Origin of the sequence: Cellulomonas soli (assembly GCF_013409305.1) — a bacterium.
In the GTDB taxonomy this organism is placed as follows: domain Bacteria; phylum Actinomycetota; class Actinomycetes; order Actinomycetales; family Cellulomonadaceae; genus Cellulomonas; species Cellulomonas soli.
In genome coordinates this window covers 1151166-1175321 of sequence record NZ_JACBZJ010000001.1, presented here as the reverse complement: position 1 = coordinate 1175321, position 24156 = coordinate 1151166, and the positions used below count along the sequence as shown (strand labels likewise).

At 74.3% G+C, this 24156-nt stretch carries 22 protein-coding genes and 2 riboswitches; of the genes, 12 read left to right on the top strand and 10 right to left on the bottom strand.

Annotation, left to right across the window (positions count from 1 at the left end):
• Positions 1-150: 150 nt before the first annotated feature.
• From BKA22_RS05415 to BKA22_RS05405, 3 genes are all read right to left on the bottom strand, one after another.
• Complete coding sequence (locus BKA22_RS05415; protein WP_146952531.1) at positions 151-1422, bottom strand: O-succinylhomoserine sulfhydrylase; 1272 nt, start codon at positions 1420-1422, stop codon at positions 151-153.
• The gene (locus BKA22_RS05410; RefSeq protein ID WP_146952529.1) at positions 1419-1868 is read right to left on the bottom strand and encodes a rhodanese-like domain-containing protein; all 450 of its coding nucleotides are present in this window, start codon (positions 1866-1868) and stop codon (positions 1419-1421) included. Before BKA22_RS05410 ends, BKA22_RS05415 begins: the two co-directional genes overlap by 4 nt.
• 4 nt (positions 1869-1872) lie before the next feature.
• Positions 1873-1980: riboswitch (SAM riboswitch) on the bottom strand.
• 42 nt (positions 1981-2022) lie between these two features.
• A complete protein-coding gene (locus BKA22_RS05405) occupies positions 2023-3078 on the bottom strand; it encodes an LLM class flavin-dependent oxidoreductase (protein ID WP_146952528.1) in 1056 nt (351 codons plus the stop codon).
• Between the two features lie 158 nt (positions 3079-3236).
• Positions 3237-3352: riboswitch (SAM riboswitch) on the top strand.
• Positions 3353-3387: 35 nt separating this feature from the next.
• Here BKA22_RS05405 and BKA22_RS05400 point away from each other — a divergent pair.
• The 3 genes from BKA22_RS05400 (at position 3388) to BKA22_RS05390 (ending at position 6861) form a co-directional block, all read left to right on the top strand.
• Positions 3388-4839 carry an aminotransferase class V-fold PLP-dependent enzyme gene (locus tag BKA22_RS05400; protein WP_146952526.1) on the top strand — a complete coding sequence of 484 codons (1452 nt, stop codon included), beginning with the start codon at positions 3388-3390 and terminating at the stop codon, positions 4837-4839.
• 128 nt (positions 4840-4967) lie between these two features.
• Positions 4968-6278 carry an APC family permease gene (locus BKA22_RS05395; protein WP_223203526.1) on the top strand — a complete coding sequence of 437 codons (1311 nt, stop codon included), beginning with the start codon at positions 4968-4970 and terminating at the stop codon, positions 6276-6278.
• Positions 6279-6291: 13 nt separating this feature from the next.
• Complete coding sequence (locus BKA22_RS05390; RefSeq protein ID WP_146952522.1) at positions 6292-6861, top strand: GNAT family N-acetyltransferase; 570 nt, start codon at positions 6292-6294, stop codon at positions 6859-6861.
• 14 nt (positions 6862-6875) lie between these two features.
• Here BKA22_RS05390 and BKA22_RS20275 read toward each other — a convergent pair whose 3' ends face one another.
• On the bottom strand, positions 6876-7604 hold the full coding sequence (locus BKA22_RS20275; protein WP_146952520.1) for a tetratricopeptide repeat protein: 729 nt from the start codon (positions 7602-7604) through the stop codon (positions 6876-6878).
• A 156-nt stretch (positions 7605-7760) separates the two neighbouring features.
• On the opposite strand from BKA22_RS20275, the gene BKA22_RS05380 reads away from it, so the two are divergent.
• Entirely contained in the window at positions 7761-8240 is a 480-nt protein-coding gene (locus BKA22_RS05380; protein ID WP_146952518.1) for a hypothetical protein, read from the top strand.
• Here the strand turns inward: BKA22_RS05380 and BKA22_RS05375 are convergent.
• From BKA22_RS05375 to BKA22_RS05365, 3 genes are all read right to left on the bottom strand, one after another.
• A complete protein-coding gene (locus BKA22_RS05375; protein WP_223203525.1) occupies positions 8224-9159 on the bottom strand; it encodes a MaoC/PaaZ C-terminal domain-containing protein in 936 nt (311 codons plus the stop codon). The two genes, BKA22_RS05380 and BKA22_RS05375, sit on opposite strands and share 17 nt — an antisense overlap.
• Entirely contained in the window at positions 9156-10514 is a 1359-nt protein-coding gene (locus BKA22_RS05370; protein ID WP_146952516.1) for a 3-oxoacyl-ACP reductase, read from the bottom strand. The genes BKA22_RS05375 and BKA22_RS05370 overlap by 4 nt, the downstream gene beginning before the upstream one ends.
• Before the next feature lie 74 nt (positions 10515-10588).
• On the bottom strand, positions 10589-11914 hold the full coding sequence (locus BKA22_RS05365) for an acetyl-CoA C-acetyltransferase (RefSeq protein ID WP_146952515.1): 1326 nt from the start codon (positions 11912-11914) through the stop codon (positions 10589-10591).
• Positions 11915-12043: 129 nt separating this feature from the next.
• On the opposite strand from BKA22_RS05365, the gene BKA22_RS05360 reads away from it, so the two are divergent.
• Positions 12044-12973: a TetR/AcrR family transcriptional regulator gene (locus BKA22_RS05360; protein ID WP_223203524.1), complete on the top strand. Its 930-nt coding sequence runs from the start codon at positions 12044-12046 to the stop codon at positions 12971-12973.
• Positions 12970-15069, top strand: coding sequence for an acyl-CoA dehydrogenase family protein (locus BKA22_RS05355; RefSeq protein WP_146952513.1), 2100 nt, complete (start codon positions 12970-12972; stop codon positions 15067-15069). Before BKA22_RS05360 ends, BKA22_RS05355 begins: the two co-directional genes overlap by 4 nt.
• A gap of 191 nt (positions 15070-15260) precedes the next feature.
• Here the strand turns inward: BKA22_RS05355 and BKA22_RS05350 are convergent, their stop codons facing one another.
• The gene (locus BKA22_RS05350; RefSeq protein WP_179561649.1) at positions 15261-16097 is read right to left on the bottom strand and encodes a hypothetical protein; all 837 of its coding nucleotides are present in this window, start codon (positions 16095-16097) and stop codon (positions 15261-15263) included.
• A 163-nt stretch (positions 16098-16260) separates the two neighbouring features.
• Entirely contained in the window at positions 16261-16938 is a 678-nt protein-coding gene (locus BKA22_RS05345; protein ID WP_146952509.1) for a DUF2599 domain-containing protein, read from the bottom strand.
• 218 nt (positions 16939-17156) lie between these two features.
• Here BKA22_RS05345 and BKA22_RS05340 point away from each other — a divergent pair, with 218 nt between their 5' ends.
• From BKA22_RS05340 to purL, 4 genes are all read left to right on the top strand, one after another.
• Entirely contained in the window at positions 17157-17747 is a 591-nt protein-coding gene (locus tag BKA22_RS05340; protein ID WP_146952508.1) for a ribonuclease FAU-1 family protein, read from the top strand.
• 129 nt (positions 17748-17876) lie between these two features.
• Positions 17877-18467 (top strand): hypothetical protein, encoded by a 591-nt coding sequence (locus BKA22_RS05335; RefSeq protein ID WP_146952506.1) that lies wholly within the window; start codon positions 17877-17879, stop codon positions 18465-18467.
• 5 nt (positions 18468-18472) lie between these two features.
• Positions 18473-19117, top strand: coding sequence for an OmpA family protein (locus BKA22_RS20270; protein ID WP_146952504.1), 645 nt, complete (start codon positions 18473-18475; stop codon positions 19115-19117).
• Positions 19118-19281: 164 nt separating this feature from the next.
• A complete protein-coding gene (purL, locus tag BKA22_RS05325; RefSeq protein WP_146952502.1) occupies positions 19282-21666 on the top strand; it encodes a phosphoribosylformylglycinamidine synthase subunit PurL in 2385 nt (794 codons plus the stop codon).
• A 76-nt stretch (positions 21667-21742) separates the two neighbouring features.
• On the opposite strand, the gene BKA22_RS05320 is transcribed toward purL, so the two are convergent.
• A complete protein-coding gene (locus tag BKA22_RS05320) occupies positions 21743-22210 on the bottom strand; it encodes a hypothetical protein (protein WP_146952500.1) in 468 nt (155 codons plus the stop codon).
• A 98-nt stretch (positions 22211-22308) separates the two neighbouring features.
• On the opposite strand from BKA22_RS05320, the gene rsgA reads away from it, so the two are divergent.
• Both rsgA and BKA22_RS05310 read left to right on the top strand, forming a co-directional pair.
• Positions 22309-23520 carry a ribosome small subunit-dependent GTPase A gene (gene rsgA / locus BKA22_RS05315; protein WP_146952498.1) on the top strand — a complete coding sequence of 404 codons (1212 nt, stop codon included), beginning with the start codon at positions 22309-22311 and terminating at the stop codon, positions 23518-23520.
• 23 nt (positions 23521-23543) lie between these two features.
• Entirely contained in the window at positions 23544-24110 is a 567-nt protein-coding gene (locus tag BKA22_RS05310) for a DinB family protein (RefSeq protein ID WP_146952496.1), read from the top strand.
• Positions 24111-24156: the final 46 nt, after the last annotated feature.

The following is a 24156-nucleotide window of genomic DNA, read 5'->3' as shown; positions in this document are numbered from 1 at the left end:
GCGTGGCCGGGTCGGCCGTCGGTGCGGGCGTGCTGGTCAGGGCCGTTCCCTCCGTCGTGGCCGTCGGCGGCGGCCACGGTCAGCAACCGCCGAGCGGCCGACGGCTATTCCCTGCCGGGGCCAGACCGGGCCAGACCGCGCCAGACGGGGTCAGGCGAGCCGGTCGAGGGCCTGCGCGAGGTCGTCCTGCAGGTCGGCGGGGTCCTCGAGCCCGACGGAGAACCGCACGGTGGCCTCGCCGATGCCGACCTTCGCGCGGCCCTCGGGGCCGAGCTTGCGGTGCGTGGTGGTGGCGGGGTGCGTGACGATCGACTTGGCGTCGCCGAGGTTGTTCGAGATGTCGACGAGCCGTAGGGCGTCGAGCACGGCGAACGTCGAGGCCTTCGCGACCGCTGCGTCCGCGCCGTCGGGCGTGCGCAGCGTGAAGGTGACGACCGTGCCGCCGCCGTCCTGCTGGGCCAGCGCCAGCTGGTGCTGCGGGTGCGAGGGCAGGTACGGGTAGCGCACGGACTCGACCGCGGGGTGCTGCTCGAGCCAGGTCGCCAGCGTGAGGGCCGAGGCGGTCTGGTGCCGCACGCGCAGCGACATCGTCTCCAGGCCCTTGAGCAGGACCCAGGCGTTGAAGGGCGACAGCGACGGCCCGGTGTTGCGGATGAGCGTCTGCACGGGCCCGTGCACGAACTCGTCCGAGCCGAGGATCGCGCCGCCGAGCACACGACCCTGCCCGTCGATGTGCTTGGTCGCCGAGTAGACGACGACGTCGGCCCCGAGCGGGAGCGGCTGGGAGAGCACGGGCGTGGCGAAGACGTTGTCGACCACGACGGTGGCCCCGGCGGCGTGCGCGAGGCGGGACACCGCGGCGATGTCGACCAGGTCCTGCATGGGGTTGGACGGCGTCTCGAAGAACACGACGTCGGCGGGGGTCGCCAGTGCGGCCTCCCACTGCGCGAGCTCGTGCCCGTCGACGTAGTCGGTGCGCACGCCCCAGCCGGCGAGGATCTCGTCGAAGATCACGACGGTCGAGCCGAACAGTGCGCGGGCGGCGACGATGCGCGAGCCGGAGCGGACGAGCGCGGCCAGCGCGGTGAACACCGCGGACATGCCGGAGGCGGTGGCGTACGCGGCCTCGGCGCCCTCGATCAGCCGCAGCCGCTCCTCGAAGGTCGAGACGGTCGGGTTGCCGTAGCGGGAGTAGAGGAACCGGTCGACGTCACCGCCGAACGCGGCCTCGGCCTCGGCGGCCGAGCCGTACACGTAGCCCTGGGTGAGGAACAGGCCCTCGGACATCTCGTGGAACTCGCTGCGCACCAGCCCGCCGCGGACGGCCAGGGTGTCGGGACGGAGCGTGCTGCGGTCGACGCGACGCGTGTCCCAGTCGCCCGGGCCGGGTGTCCGGCGGGTCTCCGGGTCGGGTGCGCTCACGGCTGGACCCAGGGCAGACCGGCGGCGCGCCAGCCCTCGTGGCCGCGGTGGCCGTCGTCGCCCGTGGCGCCCTCGAAGCCCTCGAGCACGTTGTACGCCGGGCCGTAGCCGGCGGTGGTCGCGGCCTGCGCGGCGCCGACCGAGCGCTGCCCGGAGCGGCACAGGAAGACCAGGGCTCGCCCGTCGCCCGGGGTCGCGCCCGTGGCGGCGACCTGGGTGAGGAACTGCGGGTTGGGCTGGCCCGAGGGGTAGGAGACCCACTCGACGAGCGCGGCCTGCCGGTCGAGCCCGCGCAGGTCGGGCACGCCGACGTAGCGCCACTCGGCGTCGGTGCGCACGTCGACCAGGACGGCGTCCGGGTCGTCGGCGAGCAGGTCCCACGCCTGCTGCGGGGTGAGATCTCCGGCGTAGCCGGCGGCGGGTCGGGCGTCAGGGTGCGCGCTCATGCGTCCTCCATCGGTCCTGGCGGTAGCACCCTCGGCCAGTGCCCGGCGGACCGGGACCTGCGGGTTGCTGCGGCGTCGTCGAGCCAGATCTCTCAGCCGCTCTGGATGGTTGCCGGGATGCTACGCCAGTCCGCGGAGGTGTCGGACCGTCATCTCACGGGCCTGCGGGTGAATCCGCGTCCTCCGCGAGGGCGGCTCGGACCAACGGGGCGACCTCGGTGCCGTACAGCTCGATGCCGCGCATGGTCAGCTCGTGCGCAAGCGGGCCCTGGGAGACCTTCAGGTCGAACCGGTCGAGCCCGAGGATCCGCGCCGAGCGCACGATCTTCGCCGCGACCGTCTGCGGGGACCCGATGAACAGCGCCCCTTCGGGGCCGGCCGCGTCCTCGAACGACGCGCGCGTGGGCGGGGGCCAGCCGCGCTCGCGGCCGATGCGGCCGACGTACTGCTCGTAGTGCGGCCAGACCTGCGCGAGCGCGAGCTCGTCGGTCTCGGCGACGTGCCCGGGGGAGTGCTGCCCGACGAGGCCGGGACCGGTGCCGAGCTCGCTCTGCGCGCGCTGGTACAGCTCGACGTAGGGGCGGAACCGTGCCGGGTCGCCGCCGATGATCGCGAGCATGAGGTGCAGCCCGTGCCGGGCCGTGCGGATGACGGACTCGGGGCTGCCGCCGACGCCGACCCAGGTGCGCAGGGGTGCGTGCTCGAGCGGCGGGTAGACGTCCTGCTCGACGAGCGGCGGTCGGGTCTCGCCCGACCAGGTGACCGGCCCCCCGTGCAGCAGGTGGGCGAACAGGTCGAGCTTCTCCTCGAACAGCTCCTCGTAGCGGCTCAGAGGCAGGCCGAACAGCCCGAACGACTCGGTGAACGACCCGCGGCCGACGGTGATCTCGGCGCGGCCGTTCGAGACGGCGTCGAGCGTGGAGTAGCGCTGGAACACCCGGATCGGGTCGTCGGAGGACAGCACGGTGACGGCCGAGCCGAGGCGGATCCGCTCGGTGCGGGCCGCGATCGCACCGAGCACGACCTCGGGGCTGGAGATCGCGAAGTCGTCGCGGTGGTGCTCGCCGAGGCCGATGGCGTCCAGGCCGACGCGGTCGGCGAGCACACCCTGCTCGACGACGTTCCGCAGCACCTGCGCCTGGCTGAGGGGGCGGCCGTCGGGGCCGTTCGTGACGTCGCCGAACGTGTCGATGCCGAGCTCGAGTGTCATGGCTGCTCCTGTCGTTGATGCAACATTCAACCACTGTTCGATCTGCGGTGTTCCGTCCCGAGCCGCGGGGCAGGAACGTGCCGGGCCCGGTTCGAATCGTGAGATCGACGTGGGCCACGCGTTGACATCGCCGTCCCGCGGCCACGATCCTCGAGCCAGGTCACGAGTGCCAGCGCGTAGCCCCGGCTTGCTGGCCGGCAACCCTCCTTCCGCGGTGGGGTGCCCCGGGTGACGACCTGGCCGTCCGCCGCCCGGCGCACGGCAAGCGCGGGGAACCTCGGGGTCCCCGGACCGTTCCGGAGGCATGCCATGACGACTCTCACCGACCTGCTGACCTGTGCCGACGAGGCCACGGGCGTCCCGACCGGCACGTTCACCGCCCTCGTAGCGGACACCGCCCGGCACGCGCTGCTCCCCGTCACGGGTGGCAGCACGACCGTCCCGCTCGTCGACGGCACCAGCCGCGTCTACGCCAACCTCGACTACGCGGCGAGCGCGCCCTCCCTGGAGTCCGTGACGGCCCGGGTCGCCGAGGTCCTGCCGCTCTACGCCTCCGTGCACCGCGGCGCCGGGTACCTCTCGCAGGTCTCGACCGCGCTGTACGAGTCGTCCCGGCGGGCCGTCGCCGCGTTCGTCGGGGCACGAGAGGACGACGTCGCCGTCATCACCCGCAACACGACCGACTCCCTCAACCTGCTCGCGGGCGTCGTGCCGACCGGGGGGCGCGTGCTCGTGCTGGACGTCGAGCACCACGCCAACCTGCTGCCCTGGGTGCAGGCCGGTGGCGCCGCAGGGTCGGCCACCGGACGCACCGCGACGATCCTTCCCGTCGAGCCGACGGTCGCCGCCACCCTCGCCTCGCTGCGCGACGAGCTCGCACGCTTGCCGTACGCGCTCGTGGCGGTGACGGGCGCGTCGAACGTGACCGGGGAGGCGCTGCCCGTCGAGCAGGTCGTCGCCCTCGCGCACGCGGCCGGTGCCCGCGTCGTCGTCGACGGCGCTCAGCTCGTGCCGCACCGCGGGTTCTCGCTGGCCGCGACCGGCGCCGACTACGTCGCGTTCTCCGGCCACAAGACGTACGCGCCGTTCGGGGCCGGCGCGCTCGTCGGTCGACGCGACTGGCTCGACACCGGTGCTCCCTACCTCGCCGGCGGGGGAGCGGTGCGCGACGTGCGGGCCGACCGCACCGTCTGGCAGCCGGCCCCGGCCCGGCACGAGGCCGGCTCGCCCAACGTCATCGGCGCCATCGCGCTGGCCCAGGCGTGCGAGACGCTCGCGGCGCTGCCCGCCGGTGCCCTCGAGGCGCACGAGCAGGTACTGCGCACCCGGCTGGTCGACGGCCTGGCCGCGATCGACGGCGTCGACGTCGTGCGGATCTGGCCGGACTCCACCGACCCTGTCGGCGTCGTGACGTTCACGGTCGCGGGGCACAACCCGGGGCTGGTCGCCGCGTACCTGTCGGCCGAGCACGGCATCGGGGTGCGCGACGGACGGTTCTGCGCGCACCCGCTGCTGGCCCGGCTCGGTGCCTCCGAGGGGGCCATCCGGGCGTCGGTCGGCGTGGGCAGCACGAGCGAGTACGTGGACCGGCTGATCGCCGCGCTCACCTCGTACCTGGCCTACGGCCCTCGCGCGCAGTACGAGGTCGTCGAGGGGTGCTGGACGGTCGTCGACGACACCCGACCGCTCGTCGAGGTGCGAGGGCTCGACCACCTGGCAGCCACCGCGGCCGCCGCGTGCGGCCCGGCTCTGGACGACTGAGCCGACCCGCACGGCGGCCCCGCGGGTCGTGCCGCGCGGTGACCGTGGCGACGGGTCGACCTCGGATGGTCATCGACCCGACGTCCGCCGGACGCCCGCGGCCGACCCGCCGATGCTTGGATCGGGCGGTGATCCGCGCGCAGCCTGACGGCCACGACCGCCCCGACGTGCAGCCGCACCGTCCCGCGGCAGGCACGCTCGTCCGGCGCCTCGGCACGGGCGACGCGGTCGTCGTCGGGCTGTCGTCCATGCTTGGCGCGGGCGTGTTCGTCGCGCTCGCGCCCGCGGCTCGTGCGGCCGGGACGGGTCTGCTGCTCGGGCTCGCGCTCGCCGCGGTCGTCGCCTACGCGAACGCGATGTCGACCGCCCAGCTCGCGGCCGCCTACCCGACGTCCGGCGGCGCCTACACGTTCGGGCGCGAACGCCTCGGACCGGTGTGGGGGTTCGTCGCCGGTTGGGGGTTCGTCACCGGCAAGGTCGCGTCCTGCGCGGTCATGGCCACGACCGTCGCGCTCGCCCTGGTCCCCGCGCCGTGGCAGCGCCCGGTCGCCGCGGGGGTCGTCGTGCTGCTCGTCGCGGTGAACCTGCGCGGGGTGACCCGCACCGTGGCGGTGGCGCGCGTGCTGCTCGTCGGGGTGCTCCTCGTGCTGGCCGCTCTCGTCGTCGCCGGATGGCGCGGGGCGGACGCCGGACGGATCGACCTCGGGACGGCCACCGCCGCCGGCCTCACCGGGATCGCGCAGGCCGCCGCGCTGCTGTTCTTCGCGTTCGCCGGCTACGCCCGGGTCGCCTCGCTCGGCGAGGAGGTCCGTGACCCGCGCCGGACCATCCCGCGCGCGGTGGCCGCCAGCCTGGCCGCGGCCGTGCTGGTCTACGCGGTCGTCGCCGTGACCACGCTCGCCGTCCTCGGCCCGGACCGGCTCGCTGCCTCCGTGGTGCCGCTGGTGGACGTCGCCGAGCAGGTCGCACCCGGTCTCGTCCCGTTCGTGCGGGTCGCGGCGGTCGCCGCCTCGCTCGGTGCGCTCCTCGCGCTGCTCGCCGGGCTCGGCCGCACCGCCCTGGCGATGGGACGCGGCGGTGACCTGCCCGCCGCGCTCACCGTGGTCGACACCCGGCACTCGGTGCCTGCCCGCGCAGAGGTCGCGCTCGGCCTGGTCGTGGTCGTGCTCGTGCTCACCGTCGACCTGACCGGCGTGCTCGGCTTCTCCTCGTTCGGCGTGCTCGTCTATTACGCGGTCGCCAACGCCGCGGCGCTCAACCAGACCGGCGCGGACCGCCGCACCCCGCGCGCGCTGCAGGTGCTCGGGCTGCTCGGGTGCCTCGGGCTGGTCGCCGCCCTGCCGCCGCATGTGGTCCTCGCCGGGCTCGGGGTCATGGCCGTCGGACTGGTCGGACGCACCGTCGTCGGACACCGCCGACGCCGCAGGTCGCGGGCCTGACAGGATCACCCGCATGCTGCACGACCTGACGCTCGAGGGGTACGGGACCCGGTTGGTCCCGCTGGACGAGTCGCACGCCGCCGGCCTGGCCGCCTTCGTCGACGACCGCATCTGGGCCGGGATGACCACCCCGACGCCGCAGGGCGTCGACGCGATGCGCAGCTGGATCACGACCGCCCAGGCGCAGCCCGGCCGCCTCAGCTTCGCGGTGCTCGACCAGGCCACCGGCGCCGTGCGCGGGAGCACGTCCTACTACGACCTCGAGCCGCACGTCGGTCGCGTCGAGATCGGCAACACGTTCTACGCGCCCGTGTGGTGGGGCACCACGAACAACCCGGCGTGCAAGTACCTGCTGCTCCGGCACGCGTTCGAGGAGCTCGGCCTGGTGCGCGTCGCGTTCCGCGCGGACGTGCTCAACACCCGCTCGGTCGCCGCGATCGAACGGCTCGGCGCGGTGCGCGAGGGCGTCCTGCGCCGGCACCGGTTGCGAACCGACGGCACCCGCAGCGACTCGGTGTACCTGTCGATCCTGGCCGAGGAGTGGCCAGCCGCACGCGACGGGCTGCTGGCGCGGCTGGCCTGACACCCGCGAGATCGTTACGGGCCGGCGGTCCCGCCCTCGAGCAGCGCGATCTCCTCGTCGACGTACGGGTCCTCGAGCCCGGCGGCCACGAGGTCGGCCTTCAGCTCGCGCTGCCGAGCGAGGGCCTCGTCCGTCCGGCCGAGGTTCCGCAGCGCCCACGCGACCATCCACCGGGCGACGTTGACGGGCCCGACGTCCCCGGCGGTCCGCCGCAGCGCGAGTGCCTCCTCGAACGCCGCCAGCGCCCGCGTCCAGTCGCCGAGCCCCGAGCAGGCCATGCCGAGGTTGTTCAGCAGCGACGGCTCCCACGCGAGCGCCGCCGGGTCGGTGGAGGACCGCGCCCGCTTGAGCGCCCGCACGGTCGCATCGACCTGGTCCTGCCCCTCGAGCGTGAGGGCGACCATGTGCAGCGCGTCGACCTCCAGCCCGTCCAGCCCTGCCCCGGCTGCCTGGACCGCCGCGGCGCGGAACAAGGGCTCCGCGGCCGACGACTCCCCGGAGGACCGGAGCACCCGCCCCCGCTCGAGCAGCACCCGCGTCCGGACCTCCGGGCTGTTCGACGTCAGGCTGCCGAGCAGCAGGCGGGCCTCGTCGAACCGTCCCTGCAGCCCCAGCGCGCGGGCCACCTGGGTCCGCAGGACGTCCGCGCGTGCAGCGTCGCCGGCCGCAGCGGCGGCCGCACGGAACCGCTCCTCGGACGCGGCCGGGTCGTCGAAGTCCCACAGGGCGTCGAGGCTCGTCACGGGACGACCGTAGAGGACGCCCGGGCCTTGCTCCCCTCGGGTGGTCGCCCGTACCTTCGCCCTGCCAACCTTCGCCGTCCGTGGACGGCGAACCTGCGATCGGTTCGTTCGCGAGCCGCCGTCGATGGTCCCGGCGTACCGACGAACGCCGCCCTCATGACTGATGCTCCGCGACGCCGCGGCCCCCACCTGTCCCGCCTGTCTCTGCGCGTCGAGGTGCTCGACGGCCGATCGGACCGACCTGTGGTGCAGATCCTGGTCGACGGCAAGGACCTCTTCGCCACGGTCCGGCCGGCGTGGCGAGGGTTCGACCCCGCCGAGATGCTGCGCGAGACCTCACCGCTCGTCCCGGTGGAGCACGGGCAGCGGGTGGCCCTGTACCTGTGCTCCTGCGGCATCGCCGGCTGCGGCGTGATCGCCCCGGCGGTCGTCGCATCGCCGGACGGGCGTCGTGTGTCGTGGGTCGACTTCCGCGACTATGTCGGTGTCTTCGACGGCCCGCTCGCCGACAGGGCCGCCAGGCACGAGGGCAGGTCGTGGGATCTGCTCGACCTGCACTTCGACCGCGACCAGTACCTCACCGAAGTCGGACGGGCGTCGGCGGCGTGGAGGGCCGACCTCAGGGACGGGGCGTGACCGTGCCCCGCAGGTGCGGCTTCCCGCTCCGCGGGTGCCACCCCGCGTAGGCGAACCCGTCGCCCTCGCGGGCGACCCGCACGGCGACCGCGCCCGGCAGCAGCACGGGCTTGTCGAACGTGACGGTCCAGGCGAACGCGTCCCCGCGGGCGGCGCCGACGTCGGCCAGCGCCCGGGCGGCGGTGTACATCCCGTGCGCGATCCGCCGCGGGAACCCGAGGGCCTTGGCGCCGAGGGTGGAGGTGTGGATGGGGTTCACGTCCCCGGACACGGCCGCGTACCGCTGGCCGGTGTCGCCGTCGAGCCGCCACTGCCCGGTGGGCACGGGCGGCTCGAACGCGGCGCGGGGCGGCTCGTCGGCCGCGGCCCCGTCGTCCTCGGCGAGGCGGAGGCCCTTGGCCAGGTACGTCGAGACACCCCGCCAGGCGAGCGTGCCGTCCACGTGCGCCTCCGTGACGAGGTCGACCTGCGTGCCCGACCGGTGGGGTCGCAGCCCTTCGGCGTGGGCGTGCACGTCGAACGTGTCGTCCAGGCCGAGGGGTCGGTGCTGCTCGACCCGGTTGGCCAGGTGGACCAGGCCGAGCATCGGCAGCGGGAAGTCGGCCCGGGCCATGAGTGCGGTCGCGACGGGGAAGGCGAGCACGTGCACGAACCCGGCGGGCAGGGCGTCGCTGCCGGACTCGCCGAGCAGGTGCTGGTACGCGGTGAGGTGGTCGGCGTCGGCGCGCACACCTCGGGCGACGTACCGCACGTCGGCCAGGGCGGTGGGTGCGGAGCCGGTCCGTCGGGCGACAGCCAGCCGTCCGCCGGTCGCGAGTCCGCGCGCGTACGTCCCGCCGAGCCCGGGCACCCCCGGCAGCTCGACGACGACCGGTGCGTGCCCGGGCGTCCCCACGGGCAGGTCGAGGTCCGCCGTCACTGACCGACCATGTTCTGCCCGCAGACCCGCAGCACCCGCCCGACGATCCCGCCGGCCTGCGGCGAGGCGAGGAACGCGACGGTCTCGGCGACGTCGACCGGCTGCCCGCCCTGCTGCAGCGAGTTGAGCCGCCGGGCGACCTGCCGGGTCAGGGCCGGGATCCGGGCGGTCATCTCGGTCTCGATGAACCCCGGTGCCACGGCGTTGGCGGTGCCGCCGAACGGGGCGAGCAGCGGCGCGGTGGCCCGCACCATGCCGATGACCCCGCCCTTGGACGTCGCGTAGTTGGTCTGCCCGCGGTTGCCGGCGATGCCCGACGTCGAGGCGAGCGAGACGATGCGCGGCGCGTCGGTGAAGTCGCCCGAGGTCAGCAGCGTCTCGTTGATGCGCAGCTGCGCGGCGATGTTGACGGCCAGCACCGAGCCCCACTGGTCGGGCTTCATGTTGGCGAGCAGCTTGTCGCGCGTGATCCCGGCGTTGTGCACCACGATGTCGAGCCGTCCGTGCCGGGCCAGGGCGTGGTCGAGGATGCGCCGACCGGCGTCCTCGGCGGTGACGTCGACCTGCAGCGCGGTGCCGCGCACCCGGTTGGCGACGGCGGCCAGCTGCTCCCCGGCGGCGGGCACGTCGACGGCCACGACGGTCGCGCCGTCGCGCGCGAGAACGTCGACGATGGCCGCGCCGATGCCGCGGGCCGCCCCGGTGACGACGGCGACGCGTCCGGCCAGCGGCCGGTCCCAGTCGTCGGGCAGCGACCCGGTCTCGGAGTCGACGGCGAGCAGCTGCCCGTCGACGAACGCCGAACGCGTCGACAGGAAGAACCGCAGCGCCCCGACGGCCGCGGGGGCGGTGACGGGCACGCCGTCGGCCACGACGACGCCGTTGCCGGTCGACCCGCCGCGCAGCTCCTTGGCCAGCGACCGCAGGAACCCGTCGACCCCCTGCCGGGCGGCCGACATCGCGGGGGCGTCGTCGTCCCCGGCGGGCCGGGAGATCGTCACGACGCGCGCGCCGCTCTTCAGGCTGCGCAGCACGGACGCGGCCTCGAGCACGGGTGCGGTCAGGTCGTCGGGGTGCACGACCTCGCTGAGCACCAGCACCAAGGCGGCCCAGCGTGTGTCGGGTGTGGCGTGCCGGTGCACGTCGAGGTCCCAGCCGAAGTCGGCCGTCGGTGCGGCGAGCAGCCCGGCGATCGCGTCGGTGTCCTTGCCGGTGCCGAGCACGAGCACGGGTCCGTCGACGAGCGGCTGACCAGGGGTGTAGCGCTGCAGCGGGGAGGGCCGGGGCAGCCCGAGCTGCTTGGCGATCTTCGCGGTGACGCCGCTGTTCACGAGCCGCAGGTAGGTGTCGCTCATCTCGGTTCCGCTCTCGCGTCGCGATCCGGCAGGGGTGCGTCCAGGGGTGCTTCCAGGGGTACGGCCGGTGGTGCTCACGCTGCCTCCAGCAGTGCGGTCAGGCCCAGGCCACCGGCGGCGCAGATCGAGACGAGCGCCCGCGGTGGCCTGTCGTCCCCGGCGGCCAGGCGAGCGACGCGGCGACGGTGCAGCTCGGCGGAGACCGTCGCGACGATGCGCCCGCCGGTCGCGGCGAACGGGTGCCCGGCGGCGAGCGACGAGCCGTGCACGTTGAGCCGGTCGCGGTCGACCTTGCCGAACGCGCCGTCCAGGCCGAGGCGCTCGCGGCCGAAGTCGTCGGACTCCCACGCGGCCAGCGCGCACAGCACGGTCGAGGCGAACGCCTCGTGGATCTCGATGAGCTCGAGGTCGTCGAGCGTGAGCCCGTTGCGGGCGAGCAGCCGCGGCACGGCGAACACGGGGGCCATGAGCAGCCCGTCGTCCCCGTGCATGAAGTCGACCGCGGCGGCCTCGGCGTCGATCACGGCGGCCAGCGGTGTGAGGTCGTGCGCCGAGGCCCACTCCTGCGAGCCGAGCAGCACCGTCGAGGCGCCGTCGGTGAGCGGGGTCGAGTTGCCGGCGGTCATGGTCGCGGGGGTGTCCAGGCCGAGCCCGAACGTGGGCTTGAGGCCGGCGAGCTTCTCGAGCGAGGAGTCGGCGCGCAGGTTCTGGTCGCGGATCAGCCCGCGGTACGGGGTGACGAGGTCGTCGAAGAACCCGGCGTCCCACGCGGCGGCGAGGTTGAGGTGGCTGGCGAGTGCGAGCTGGTCCTGCGCCTCGCGCGTGATGCCCCACTGCGCGGTGGTGATCGCCTGGTGCTCGCCCATCGACAGCTCTGTGCGCGGTTCGGAGGTGCGCGGCGTGGAGGGGGCGAGGTCCTTGGGGCGGATCTTCGCGGCGGCGGCGAGCTTCTGCCCGGCGGTCTTGGCGCGGGACAGGTCGAGCAGCGCGCGACGCAGGCGGTCGCTGACGGCGATGGGCGCGTCGGAGGTCGTGTCGACGCCGCCGGAGATCGCGGACTCGAGCTGGCCGAGGCGGATCTTGTTGCTCAGCGAGACGAGCGTCTCGAGGCCGGTCGCGCAGGCCTGCTGCACGTCGTAGGCGGGGGTCTCGGCGGACAGCGCGGAGCCGAGCACGGACTCGCGCGTGAGGTTGAAGTCGCGGCTGTGCTTGAGCACGGCTCCGGCGGCGACCTCGCCGATGCGTTCGCCCTGCAGGCCGTAGCGGGCGACGAGCCCGTCGAGCGCGACGGTGAGCATGTCCTGGTTGGACGCGTGGGCGTAGGGGCCGCCGGCGCGGGCGAACGGGATGCGGTTGCCGCCCAGTACGTAGGCGCGGCGCTGCGGGGTGGGGGTGGCCATGCTGCGTTCCTCTCACGTCGTCGTGATGTCCCGCGTCGGGTGATCGTGCGGCCCGTCGCGCGGGAGTGTCGAGGGTCGAAAGTCCCGACATGGTGTCCGAAACCCACAGTACCTGATACCTTCGGTTCCGTGAGCCAGATCACACCGGGCCCGTCGACGACGACGAGCCGGACGCCGACGGGCACCCCCGGGATGCCCGTCCGTGACCTGCGTGCCCTCGCCACCGGCCGCCCCGCCACCCCTGCCGCAGGCCCGCCGGTCTCGCCGACCGAACCGCCCCCCGAGATGCCCGCGTACCCGCCCGACGGGCGCGCCACCCGCTGGGTCGACCACCGCGAGGCCCGCCGGGCCGAGCTCGTGCGCATCGCGCGCAAGACCGTGCACCACCGCGGCCCCGACGTCTCCATGGAGGAGATCGCCGCAGCCGCCGGCACGTCGAAGTCGATCGTCTACCGGTACTTCGCCGACAAGACCGGGCTGCAGATCGCCGTCGCCGAGGCCGTCGTGCTGCAGATCCAGGGCGCCCTCGAAGGCGTGCTGCGCGTCGCACCGACGCCGCGCGAAGGGCTGCGCGCCATGGTCGCCGTCTACCTCGAGATGATCGAGTCCTCGCCGCACGTGTACGCGTTCGTCACACGCGACGGGTCGGTCGAGTCCGGCGGACCCCTCGGCCACTTCCTCGACTCGGTCACCGCGCTGGTGGCGGCACCGTTCGCCCGGGCCATGGCCGAGGAGCACGTGGGGTCCGGCGCCGGCGCGGACGTCGTGCGGGCCGAGGAGCTCGCACGCCAGCTCGCCGAGCCCTGGGCCGCGGGAGCCGTCGGCTTCGTCCGCGGATCCGGCGAGTGGTGGATGGCGCACCGCGACGAGCCCGGCGTGCCCGACCGGCAGACCCTCACCGCGCAGGTCGCCGCCTGGCTCTGGGCCGGGCCCGTCGGCCTGCTCGCCCGAGGCCGCGGACCCCTCGGCGGCGTCGCCGACACCCCCGTACCCCCATCGTCCGACCCGCTGCACACACCCCCACCGGACACGGTCACGCTCGACGAGGAGAACCGATGACCACGACCACACCCCGCCCCGACCGCACCAACGGAAGGCTCGGCGCCACCGTCGAGCCCGGCGACCCCCGGCTCGACGCCGAGACCGGCGTCGACGTCGAGCGCCTGCACGAGGTGCTGCTCGGCCACTACCCCGAGCTGCGCCGCTCCGCCCGGGCGCTCATGGCCGACCCCCAGTTCCACCAGGTCGACGGCCTGTCGATGGCCGAGCATCGCGAGCGCGTCCTGGCCCAGCTGCGCGCCCTGGCGGCGACCGGCAGCATGAACCGGGCGTTCCCCGCCCGGTTCGGTGGCGTGGACGACCACGGCGGCTCGCTGTCCCGGTTCGAGGAGCTCGTGTCCGCCGACCCGTCGGTGCAGATCAAGTCGGGCGTGCAGTGGGGCCTGTTCGCCTCGGCGATCCTGCACCTGGGCACCGAGCGCAACCACGACGAGTTCCTGGCCGACGCGCTCTCCCTGAAGGTCCCCGGTGCGTTCGCGATGACCGAGACGGGCCACGGCTCCGACGTCGCCGCGATCGGCACGACCGCCACGTACGACCCGGCGACCCAGGAGTTCGTGATCGACACCCCGTTCCGGGCGGCCTGGAAGGACTACCTCGGCAACGCCGCGCTGCACGGCACGGCCGCCGTCGTGTTCGCCCAGCTCATCACCGCGGCACCCGGCGAAGGCCCGGTCAACCACGGCGTGCACGCCCTGTACGTGCCGCTCAAGGACGAGCACGGCGCCTTCCTGCCCGGCATCGGCGGCGAGGACGACGGGCTCAAGGGCGGGCTCAACGGCATCGACAACGGCCGCCTGCACTTCACCGGCGTGCGGGTGCCGCGCACCAACCTGCTCAACCGGTACGGCGACGTCGCCGCGGACGGCACGTACACCTCGTCGATCGCCAGCCCGGGCCGTCGGTTCTTCACCATGCTCGGCACGCTCGTGCAGGGCCGGGTCTCGCTCGACGGCGCGGCCGTGGGTGCGGCACGCATCGGTCTGACGATCGCCGTCACCTACGCCAACCAGCGTCGGCAGTTCCAGGGCGCGACCGGCGAGGAGACCGTGCTGCTCGACTACGCCGAGCACCAGCGCCGTCTGCTGCCCCTCGTCGCCTCGGCCTACGCGTCCGGGTTCGCGCACGAGGACCTGCTCGCCCTGTTCGACGACGTGTTCTCCGGTCGCAACGACACCGAGGAGACGCGCGAGGACCTCGAGACGATGGCCGCGGCGCTCAAGGCGTCCTCGACCTGGCAGGCGCTGCGCACGCTGCAGACCGCGCGTGAGGCCTGCGGTGGCGCGGGCTTCCTCGCCGAGAACAGGATCACCGGGCTGCGCGCGGACCTCGACGTGTTCGCCACGTTCGAGGGCGACAACACCGTCCTGCTGCAGCTGGTCGGCAAGCGGCTGCTCGCCGACTACGCCAAGGACATGCGCCACCTCGACGCGGTCAAGGTCGCCCGGCTCGTCGCCGAGCGCGCGGCCGACGCCGCCCGCTACCGCACCCCGCTCGTCCGTGCCCTGCAGACCATCACCGACGTCGGCGACCCCCGTCGCTCGGTCGGCCACCTGCGCGACACCTCGACGCAGCGCGAGCTGCTCGTGGACCGCGTCGAGACGATGGTCGCCGAGATCGCCGCCGGTCTGCGCCCCGCGCAGAAGGCCTCGCCCGCGCAGGCCGCCGCGCTGTTCAACCAGTACCAGCACCAGCTCATCGAGGCGGCGCAGGCGCACGCCGACCTCGTGCAGTGGGAGTCGTTCACCGCGGCGCTCGCCCGCATCGACGACAGGGGCACGCGGCAGGTCGTCACCTGGCTGCGCGACCTGTTCGGCCTGCGGCTCATCGAGGCGCACCTGTCCTGGTACCTGGTCAACGGCCGGCTCTCGGCCGGGCGGGCGCGGACCGTCACCTCGTACATCGACCGTCTGCTGGCCCGCCTGCGGCCGCACGCGCAGGAGCTGGTCGACGCGTTCGGCTACGAGCAGGCGCACCTGCGCGCCCCGATCGCGTCGGGCGTCGAGGCCGAGCGGCAGGACGAGGCGCGTGCCTGGTTCAAGGCGCAGCGTGCCTCGAGCGACGCACCCGTGCCCGAGAAGCACGTGCGCCGCTGACCACCATCTCCCCGCCTGTCGGCCGGTCAGCCCGGCAGGCGGGGACCGGGCCGACCCGCGCAGGGCGTGCGCCCGGACGTGCACGCACGCGACCCCCCGAGACGGCGTCTCGGGGGGTCGCGTGGCGCGCGGGCGGGGGATCCGCGCTCGACGGGCCGGTGGGGCCCCGTCGAAGGGGCGTGCGGCTCAGGTCAGCGGGACTGCACGGTGGCCCGGGCCCGGCGGCGGAGGGCGAGCGTGGTCGTGCCTGCGGCGACGAGCAGCAGACCCACCGTGAGGATGAGGAGCGCACCCTGGGAGCCGGTCGCCGCCAGGGTGCCGGTGGACTCGCCCGCGGCGAGCACCTCGGTCACGACTCCCGCCTGCGCGGTCGGCGCGGCGAGCACCTCGGTCACGGGCGTGGCCGTCGGGCCGGCTGCCGTGGTGGGCGTCGTCGAGCGTGATGCCGACGGCGTGGGGGCCGGCAGCACCTCGGTCACCGGCGTGGCCGTCGGGCCGGCACCCGTGGTGACCTCGGGCGACGGCGTCGTGGTGGCCGTCGGGGAGGGGGCGACCCCCGTCGTCTCCGTCTCCGTCGGCGTCGGCGTGGCGACCGGGGTGGCGGGCGCGGTGGGCGCGGTGGGCGTCGGAGTGCCGGGCTTCGGGACGACCGGCCGCGTGGTGCACACCGGGGACTGGCCGCCCTCGCCGAAGTGCTCGTTGAAGCCGCTGACCTGCACCCACGTGATGCAGGCGCCGGTCGGGACCCCGATGCGCGACCAGCTGACCTCGCCCTGACCGATCACGTCGGCCCCGGGGGAGCCGGGGATCCCGGTGTGCAGGTTCGCCGAACCCGTGCCGAACGCGGTCGTGTAGGCCACGTTGACGTGGTCGTGCTCACCGAACGTGTCGCCCGCGGGCAGCTCGAGCTCGGAGGAGGTCACGGTGTACGGCGTCGGGTCGTCGGAGCCGCCCGCGGTCGCGCTGGTCGCGCTGGTCAGCAGGGCGAGCACGGTGAGGGTGGCGGCGGCGAGCGCGCGACGGCGCATGGGACCTCTTCTCGGGCGACTTCGGGCAGTGCGGAAGACCCTGCGGGGACGGCGGGGGTCGTGCGCAGCCTAGGCCAAGAACCGGTCAGAACGGCCCAAAAAGGACCGTTGATGTGCGCGTTCTCATGAAGTCCGGACGCCGTCGCGCGAGGGCTCGCGCTGCTCAGCCGGCGTCGGTCTCCGTGGGGTTGCACTTGGTGGCGACGAGCGTCACCAGGTCGACCTCGGGGCGCCACGGCTCGAGGTTCCAGGTGTCCTTCGTGGGAGCGCCGAGCATGTGGCACAGGAGCTGGTCGTGCATCGTCGTGGCGTCCGCCTCGGGCTCGCGGGCCACCAGCTGGGACCACACGAGCTCCTGCGCCGCCAGGCTCCCCGCGCGGGCCCACGCGGTCGGGCTCACCGAGAGGGAACGCCCGCCCTCCTGGTCGCCCCACACGGTGCCCAGGAGGGCGGAGGACGCGAGCCACAGGCCCACCTCCTGCGTGGCGTCGGACGGCACGACGACGTCGAGGGTGCCGTCCGCGGTCGCGACCAGTGCGGCGCCGTGCGGCCCGGTCGGGGTGGAGAACCCGCCGACGAGAGCGCCCGTGGCATCGGCGAGGGTGGCCGAGCCGTCCGAGAGCACGGTCGCGGTCGTCCCGTCAGGCGGCACGATCTCGACCAGCGTCACGTCCGCCGCGGCAGAGGCGGTGGTCGTGGCGGGTGCGACCTGCAGCACGGTGGCCTGCGTGGAGCCGTCCTCCCCGGGCGCCGAGGTGATGCTCGCCCCGGGAAGCACGCGCGCGGTGAGGGTGAGGTCGCCGGCGACCAGCGGGACCTCCTGCGCCGGAGAGCTGCTCACGGTTCCGGTCGGGGTGGGCGTGCCGGCCGCGGGTGAGCCGTCGGGGGTGCAAGCGGCGAGCGTCGGCAACAGGGCCGCCGCGAGAACCCAGGCGCCGACCCGACTGCTGCGCTCGACGCGCGCCCCCGCTCTGCCGGGGTTCCCCGCACGCGTTCGCATGCGCTGACGGTAGTCGAGGCCGCTCCGCGCCCCTGCCGCACACCGGGGAGGATGGGCGCATGAGCGAGCACTTCCGCCCTGGCGAGTGCGTTGTCGTCCGCGAGGTGGTCGACCGCCTCGTGTGGACGGAGCGACCGGTGACCGTCGTGGTCGACGAACCCGACCTGCTCGTCCTGCACCAAGCCGCCGGCACGGTGACGCGAGAGCCCATCGACCCGTCCGAGCGCCGTGACTACCTGCGGATCATGGCGAGCCGGCGCTGGACCCTCCGCGACAAGGCGTGGCACCCACCCGGGCTTCTGCGGATCGGTCGCGTCGGCCAGCCGTTCGAGGTGTGGCGATTCTCGACCCCGGACGAGCGAGACGTCGCGTCCTGGTACGTCAACCTCCAGGAGCCGCTGCGACGGACGGCCGACGGCTTCGAGACCCTCGACCACGTGCTCGACATCGTCGTCGCCCCTGACCTGTCGTGGTGGCGGTGGAAGGACGAGGACGAACTTCTCGCGGCGGTGGAGCTCGGTGTGCTGACCGCCGAGGAGGCGTCAGCGATCAGGGCGACCGGTGAAGTGGTCATCGCAGCCGTCGAGCGCGGCGACCCGCCGTGGGACCTCACGTGGGCCACGTGGCACCCGGGCGCCCGGGCGCGGTGAGCGGGAGCAACCGGGCCCGGCGCGCCGGTGACCTGGTCCCCAGTCGCGGCTCCCGCATCCTGGTCGGAAACCGGACGAATCGGACATCACCCGCTACCGTGTCCCCTCGTCCCTGAGGAGGTCACCCTGATGCGCACCGCCCGCGCCCTGCCCGTCCCCGCGCTCGTCTCTGCGCTCGTCACGGCGTTCGTGCCCGTGCTCGCCCTCGCCGGGTGCACGTCCGGCGGGACGGACCCCGTGCAGGAGTCGCCCACGTCCTCGGCCGTCGCCGACGGCTCGGGCATCACCGTCGATGACGTCGACCCTGCGGACGTCATCGCCGAGGCGACGTTCGACGTCGTCGACCAGCCCGGCGACACCGTCACGATCGGCATCGAGTCGCTCGTCGCGCACGGCAAGACCATGGAGCTGCGCCTGGTCGTCACCCCGGACTTCGCCTCGGTCGCCGCCGAGGACGACGTGAGCATCTACGACACGTCGAGCGGGTCGAACTGGTACCCGGTCCTCACCGACCGTGAGCATCTCAAGCAGTACTACGTGCTCTCGGAGACCGGCCAGCGGTGGGAGACCAACCGGGCGTACGCGTCGGCCGTCAACGGCGCCTCGGTGCGCTACCAGGCCTGGTTCGCGGCGCCCGAGGACGACGTCGACACGCTCGACCTCCTGCTGGTCGACGCGTGGCCGCAGTTCGAGGACGTCCCCGTGACGTACGAGGACTGAGCGCCGTGCAGCACGTCATCAGGCGTCCGTTCGGCTCCCGCACGGCGGCCCTCCTGGTCGGGCTCGTGGTGCCGGTGCTGACGGCGGCGCCGTCCGTCGCGACCGGCGTCCGCACCGAGGACGACCGTCCCGACCCGCTCGCGATCCAGACCCTGGCCGACCTGGGCCTGCCCGCGGAGCCCTCACCCGAGGTGCTCCGGGCGTCGGTGCTGGAGTACGTCGATCTCGACGGGATGTTCGTCGTGCACCAGTTCTCGACGGACGGCGCCGTCCGGCCCCTGGAGACCGTCGAGCACGAGGCCTCGGAGACCGTCGTGACGCTGGCGTCCGACATCCTGTTCACGTCTGACAGCGCCGAGCTGTCCGAGCCGGCGCGATCGGCGATCGGCGCCCTCGTCGCGGAGGTCCCGCAGGGGGCGTCGCTGGCCGTGCACGGGCACACCGACTCCGTGGACACCGAAGAGCACAACCTCGTGCTGTCGCAGTCCCGTGCCCAGGCGGTCGCAGCCGTCATCGCCGCCGTGCGCCCGGACCTGGTGCTCGACGTGGTCGGGCTCGGCGAGAGCCAGCCGGCCGTGGCCGAGCAGGGTGAGGACGTCGGCGCGGCGCGCGCGACGAACCGGCGGGTCGAGCTGCGCTACGCGGGCTGAACCCGCGGGCCCGGGGTGCCCGCCCGGCGGCGTCCGGTCGCGGGTCGGTCACCTGCCACGGGTGCCCTGGCGCGCCGGTAACCTGGTCCCCGTCTGTCGACGCCAGGTGCGGACGTGCCGCCGACCGCAGGTCGCCACCGTCCGGGCCGCCACCGAGGGAACCGATGACCACCGCAGCCCCGCGCCCCGCCCACACCGCCGACACCGTCGAGCACGCCGCCGCGACGCCCGACCTCGAGCAGCCGTTCGCCGAGCTCGGCCTCAAGCCCGACGAGTACCAGCGCATCCGCGACCTGCTGGGGCGGCGTCCCACGGCCGCCGAGCTGGCCATGTACTCGGTCATGTGGTCCGAGCACTGCTCGTACAAGTCGAGCAAGAACCACCTGCGCCAGTTCGGCGACAAGACCACGCCGGCCATGAAGGAGCACCTGCTCGTCGGCATCGGTGAGAACGCCGGCGTCGTCGACATCGGTGACGGCTGGGCCGTCACGTTCAAGGTCGAGTCGCACAACCACCCCTCGTACGTCGAGCCGTACCAGGGCGCCGCGACGGGTGTCGGCGGCATCGTGCGCGACATCATCTCGATGGGTGCCCGCCCGGTCGCGGTCATGGACCAGCTGCGCTTCGGTGCGGTCGACCACCCCGACACCGCCCGCGTGGTGCACGGCGTCGTCGCGGGCGTCGGCGGCTACGGCAACTCCCTCGGCCTGCCGAACATCGGGGGTGAGCTCGTCTTCGACGCGTCCTACCAGGGCAACCCGCTGGTCAACGCCCTGTGCCTGGGCGTGCTGCGGCACGAGGACATCCACCTGGCCAACGCCTCGGGCACGGGCAACAAGATCGTCCTGTTCGGCGCGCGTACGGGCGGCGACGGCATCGGCGGGGCCTCGATCCTCGCCTCGGAGACCTTCGACGACACCAAGCCGTCCAAGCGCCCCTCGGTGCAGGTCGGCGACCCGTTCATGGAGAAGGTGCTCATCGAGTGCTGCCTCGAGCTGTACGCGGCCAAGGTCGTCGAGGGCATCCAGGACCTGGGCGCCGCCGGCATCTCGTGCGCGACGAGCGAGCTGGCCTCCAACGGTGACGGCGGCATGCACGTCGACCTGGAGAACGTGCTGCTGCGCGACCCCACCCTGACCGCCGGCGAGATCCTCATGTCGGAGTCGCAGGAGCGCATGATGGCGGTCGTCACGCCCGACAAGCTCGACGCGTTCCTGGCCATCACCGGCAAGTGGGACGTCGAGACCGCGGTGATCGGCGAGGTCACCGGCACGGGCCGGCTGACCATCGACCACCACGGCGAGCGCATCGTCGACGTGGAGCCCCGCTCGGTCGCGCACGACGGCCCGGTCTACGACCGCCCGTACGCACGCCCCGCCTGGCAGGACGCCCTCAACGCCGACACGATCAGCGGCCCCGAGGGTGCGGCACGGTTCGCCCGCCCGTCGACGCCCGAGGACCTGCGTGCCACCGTGCTGCGGCTGCTGGCGAGCCCGAACCTGGCCGACAAGTCCTGGGTCGTCGACCAGTACGACCGGTTCGTGCAGGGCAACACCGCGCTCGCCCAGCCGGACGACTCCGGTGTGGTCCGCGTCGACGAGGAGACCGGCCTGGGCGTCGCGCTCGCCACGGACGCCAACGGCCGCTACAGCAAGCTCGACCCGTACACCGGCGCCCAGCTCGCGCTGGCCGAGGCGTACCGGAACGTCGCGACGACGGGTGCCCGCCCGCTTGCCGTGACCGACTGCCTCAACTTCGGCAGCCCGGAGCACCCCGACTCGATGTGGCAGCTCGTCGAGGCGATCCGCGGGCTGGCCGACGCCTGCCAGGTGCTCGAGGTCCCCGTGACCGGCGGCAACGTGTCGCTCTACAACGGCACGGGTGAGCCCGGCAAGATCGACTCGGCCATCCACCCGACGCCCGTCGTCGGCGTGCTCGGCGTGCTCGACGACGTCGCTGACGCGACCCCGTCCGGGTGGACGACGCCCGGCCAGGCGGTCTACCTGCTGGGCGTCACGCGCGGCGAGCTCGACGGCTCCGCGTGGGCCGATGTCGTGCACGACCACCTGGGCGGCACCGCCCCGGCCGTCGACCTGGCCGCCGAGCGTCGTCTGGCCGCCGTGCTCGCGCACGCCTCGCGCGACGAGCTGGTCGACGCCGCGCACGACCTCTCCGAGGGCGGCCTCGCGCAGGCCCTCGTCGAGTCCTCGCTGCGGTTCGGCGTGGGCGTGCAGGTCGACCTCGAGCCGATCTGCTCGCGTGACGACGTGACCCCGTTCGAGGCGCTGTTCTCGGAGTCGACCGGCCGCGTGCTCGTCGCCGTGCCGCGCTCGGAGGAGGTCCGGTTCGCCGACCTGTGCACGGCACGCGGTGTCCCGGCGGTGCGCGTGGGCGAGACGGCCGAGTCGTGCAGCCCCGGCGCCGGCGCCCCCGTGGCGGACGCCGACCACGTGCACGGCCCCGCGGTCGAGGTGCGCGGGTTGTTCACGCTCGGGCTCGACGAGGCCCGCACGGCGTGGACCGCGACGCTCCCGACCTACTTCGGCTGACGCCGGGAACGCCCGACCCGCACTCCCGACGCCCTGGTCGCCGATCTCTCGGTGGCCAGGGCGTCGTCGTGCCCGCTCAGGCGCGCGCGACGAGCCCGTCGAGCCGGGCCAGCGCCCGGTCGCTCATGATCGCCAGCGCCACGTCGACGAACGGCTCCAGCGCAGCACCGGCGATCGTCGTGCGCACGTCCTCCGCCCACAGCACCTCGCACGCGTGCCGCCCGCGCGCCCGGACCACGAGGTGCGCGTCGCCGACGAGCAGCGGTCCCTCCTTGTGCAGGGTGGCCCAGCGCGCCCAGTCGTCGGCGGTCGGGTCCTCGCCGCGGCGGCGCACCGCCGTGACCACCATGCGGTCGACGACGACCTCCGCGGTCACGGCCGTCACGCGGTCGCCCACGCGCAGCTCGCGGTCGGGGGCGTCGACCGTGGTCAGCGGCACCAGCGCGGCGTGCCTGGTCAGGCGGCCCAGCACGGCCCACACGTCGGGGGCGGGGGCCTCGATGCGGCGGTGCCGCACGACCCGGGGCGGTGTCACGGTGCTCATGCGCGAGGCTAACCCGGCCGTGGTCGCCCGGCAGGACGTCGGTGGGCGGATGCGAATTCCCGTGGAGCGTGCAGGGCCCGCGGTCCTACCGTCGGCGCATGGCGGGGGTAGGAGCAGGGACGGGGACCGGGACGAGTACGGGGACCGGGACGGGTACAGGGACCGGGACGGGTGCAGCCGGGGAGCCGGGACCGGCCCGGCGCGTCGTGCGTGTGGCCCGGGCGGAGAAGGGCGCACTTCTCGTCCTGCCCGAGGACGATCTCGAGGCGGCACCCCGACGGGCGGTGCTCGACCGTGACGGCCTCGTCGCCGGCCCCGACGGCGTCCGGCTCGTCCCCACCGTGGGTGACCTCGTCGTCGTCGAGGGCCGGCCAGCGGACCAGGCCGAGAGCCAGGCCGAGAGCCCCGCCGAGGTCGAGGGCGGGCACGGAGGGGAGCGCGACGACGACCCGCGGCCGGCCGGTTCGGCCGACGTGCTGCACGTGCGGGCGGTCCTGCCGCGGCGCACCGCCCTCGTGCGGGACACCGCCGGACGCACGTCGCAGGTGCAGGTGCTGGCCGCCAACGTGGATGTCGTCCTCGTCGTCGAGCACCTGGACCCTGACCCCGCGCTCGGCCGGGTCGAGCGTCTGCTCACGCTGGCCTGGCGCTCGGGTGCCCTGCCCGTGGTCGTGCTGACCAAGGCCGACCTCGTGCCGGACCCGGCCGGGATGGCCGCCGACGTCGCGGCCACCGCGCCCGGCGTCGACGTGCACGCCGTCTCTGCCACCGACGGCTCCGGGCTCGATGCCCTGCGCGCGCTGCTGCGACCCGGTCGGACGTTCGTCGTCGTGGGGCCCTCGGGCGCGGGCAAGTCGACCCTGGTCAACGCGCTCGCGGGCCGCGAGGTCATGGGCACGGGCGAGCGCCGCACGGACGGTCGAGGGCGGCACACCACGACGCACCGCGAGCTCGTGCCGCTGCGCGACGGGGCGCTGCTCATCGACACCCCGGGGGTGCGGGGCGTCGGCCTGGTCGCCGACCCCGATGCGCTCGACGAGGCCTTCGCGGACGTGGCCGAGCTGGCTCGCGCCTGCCGGTTCGGCGACTGCCGGCACGCGGGGGAGCCCGGGTGCGCGGTGGCCGCGGCGGTCGACGCGGGTGAGCTCGCGCCGCGCCGGCTCGCGAGCTGGCAGCGACTGGCCCGGGAGGCCGCGCACCAGGCGAGGCGGGCCGACGCCCGTCTGGCCGCCGCCGACAGGGCCGCGGTCCGCAGCCGGACCCGCGGGTACCACCGGGACTTCCGGGACGCCGGCCGGAACCGGCCGTGACCGACGAGAGGCAGGCTGGACCGATGGACGACAGCACCCCCACGAGCACACCCGTCGAGCTGGACGAGCACGGCCGGCCCGAGCCTCCGCTGACCGGGGACGAGACGGCCACGCTCCTCGGCTTCCTCGACTACCAGCGCGCGACCCTGGCCTGGAAGACCGCGGACCTGGATGCCGCCGGCCTGCGCGCGACGCTCGCGCCGACGACCATGACGCTCGCCGGCCTGCTCAAGCACCTGGCCTACGTCGAGTCCGACTGGTTCTCGCGGGCGCTGCACGACCGACCTCGGCAGCCGCCGTGGGACGCGGTCGACTGGGCGGCCGACCCGGACTGGGACTGGCACTCGGCCGCCGACGACGACCCGGACGAGCTGCGGGCGCTCTGGCAGGACGAGGTGGACCGTTCCCGCGCTCTGGTCGCCGAGGCGCTGACCACCGGCGGTCTCGACCAGGTGGCCCGCCGGCGCTTCGAGGACGGCACCGGGCCGAGCCTGCGCTGGATCGTGGTGCACATGATCGAGGAGTACGCGCGGCACAACGGTCACGCGGACCTGCTGCGCGAGCACGTCGACGGCCAGGTGGGGGAGTAGCGCGCCGACCCGGCGTCCGTCGCGAAACGCTTCAGCCGTGCCTCTA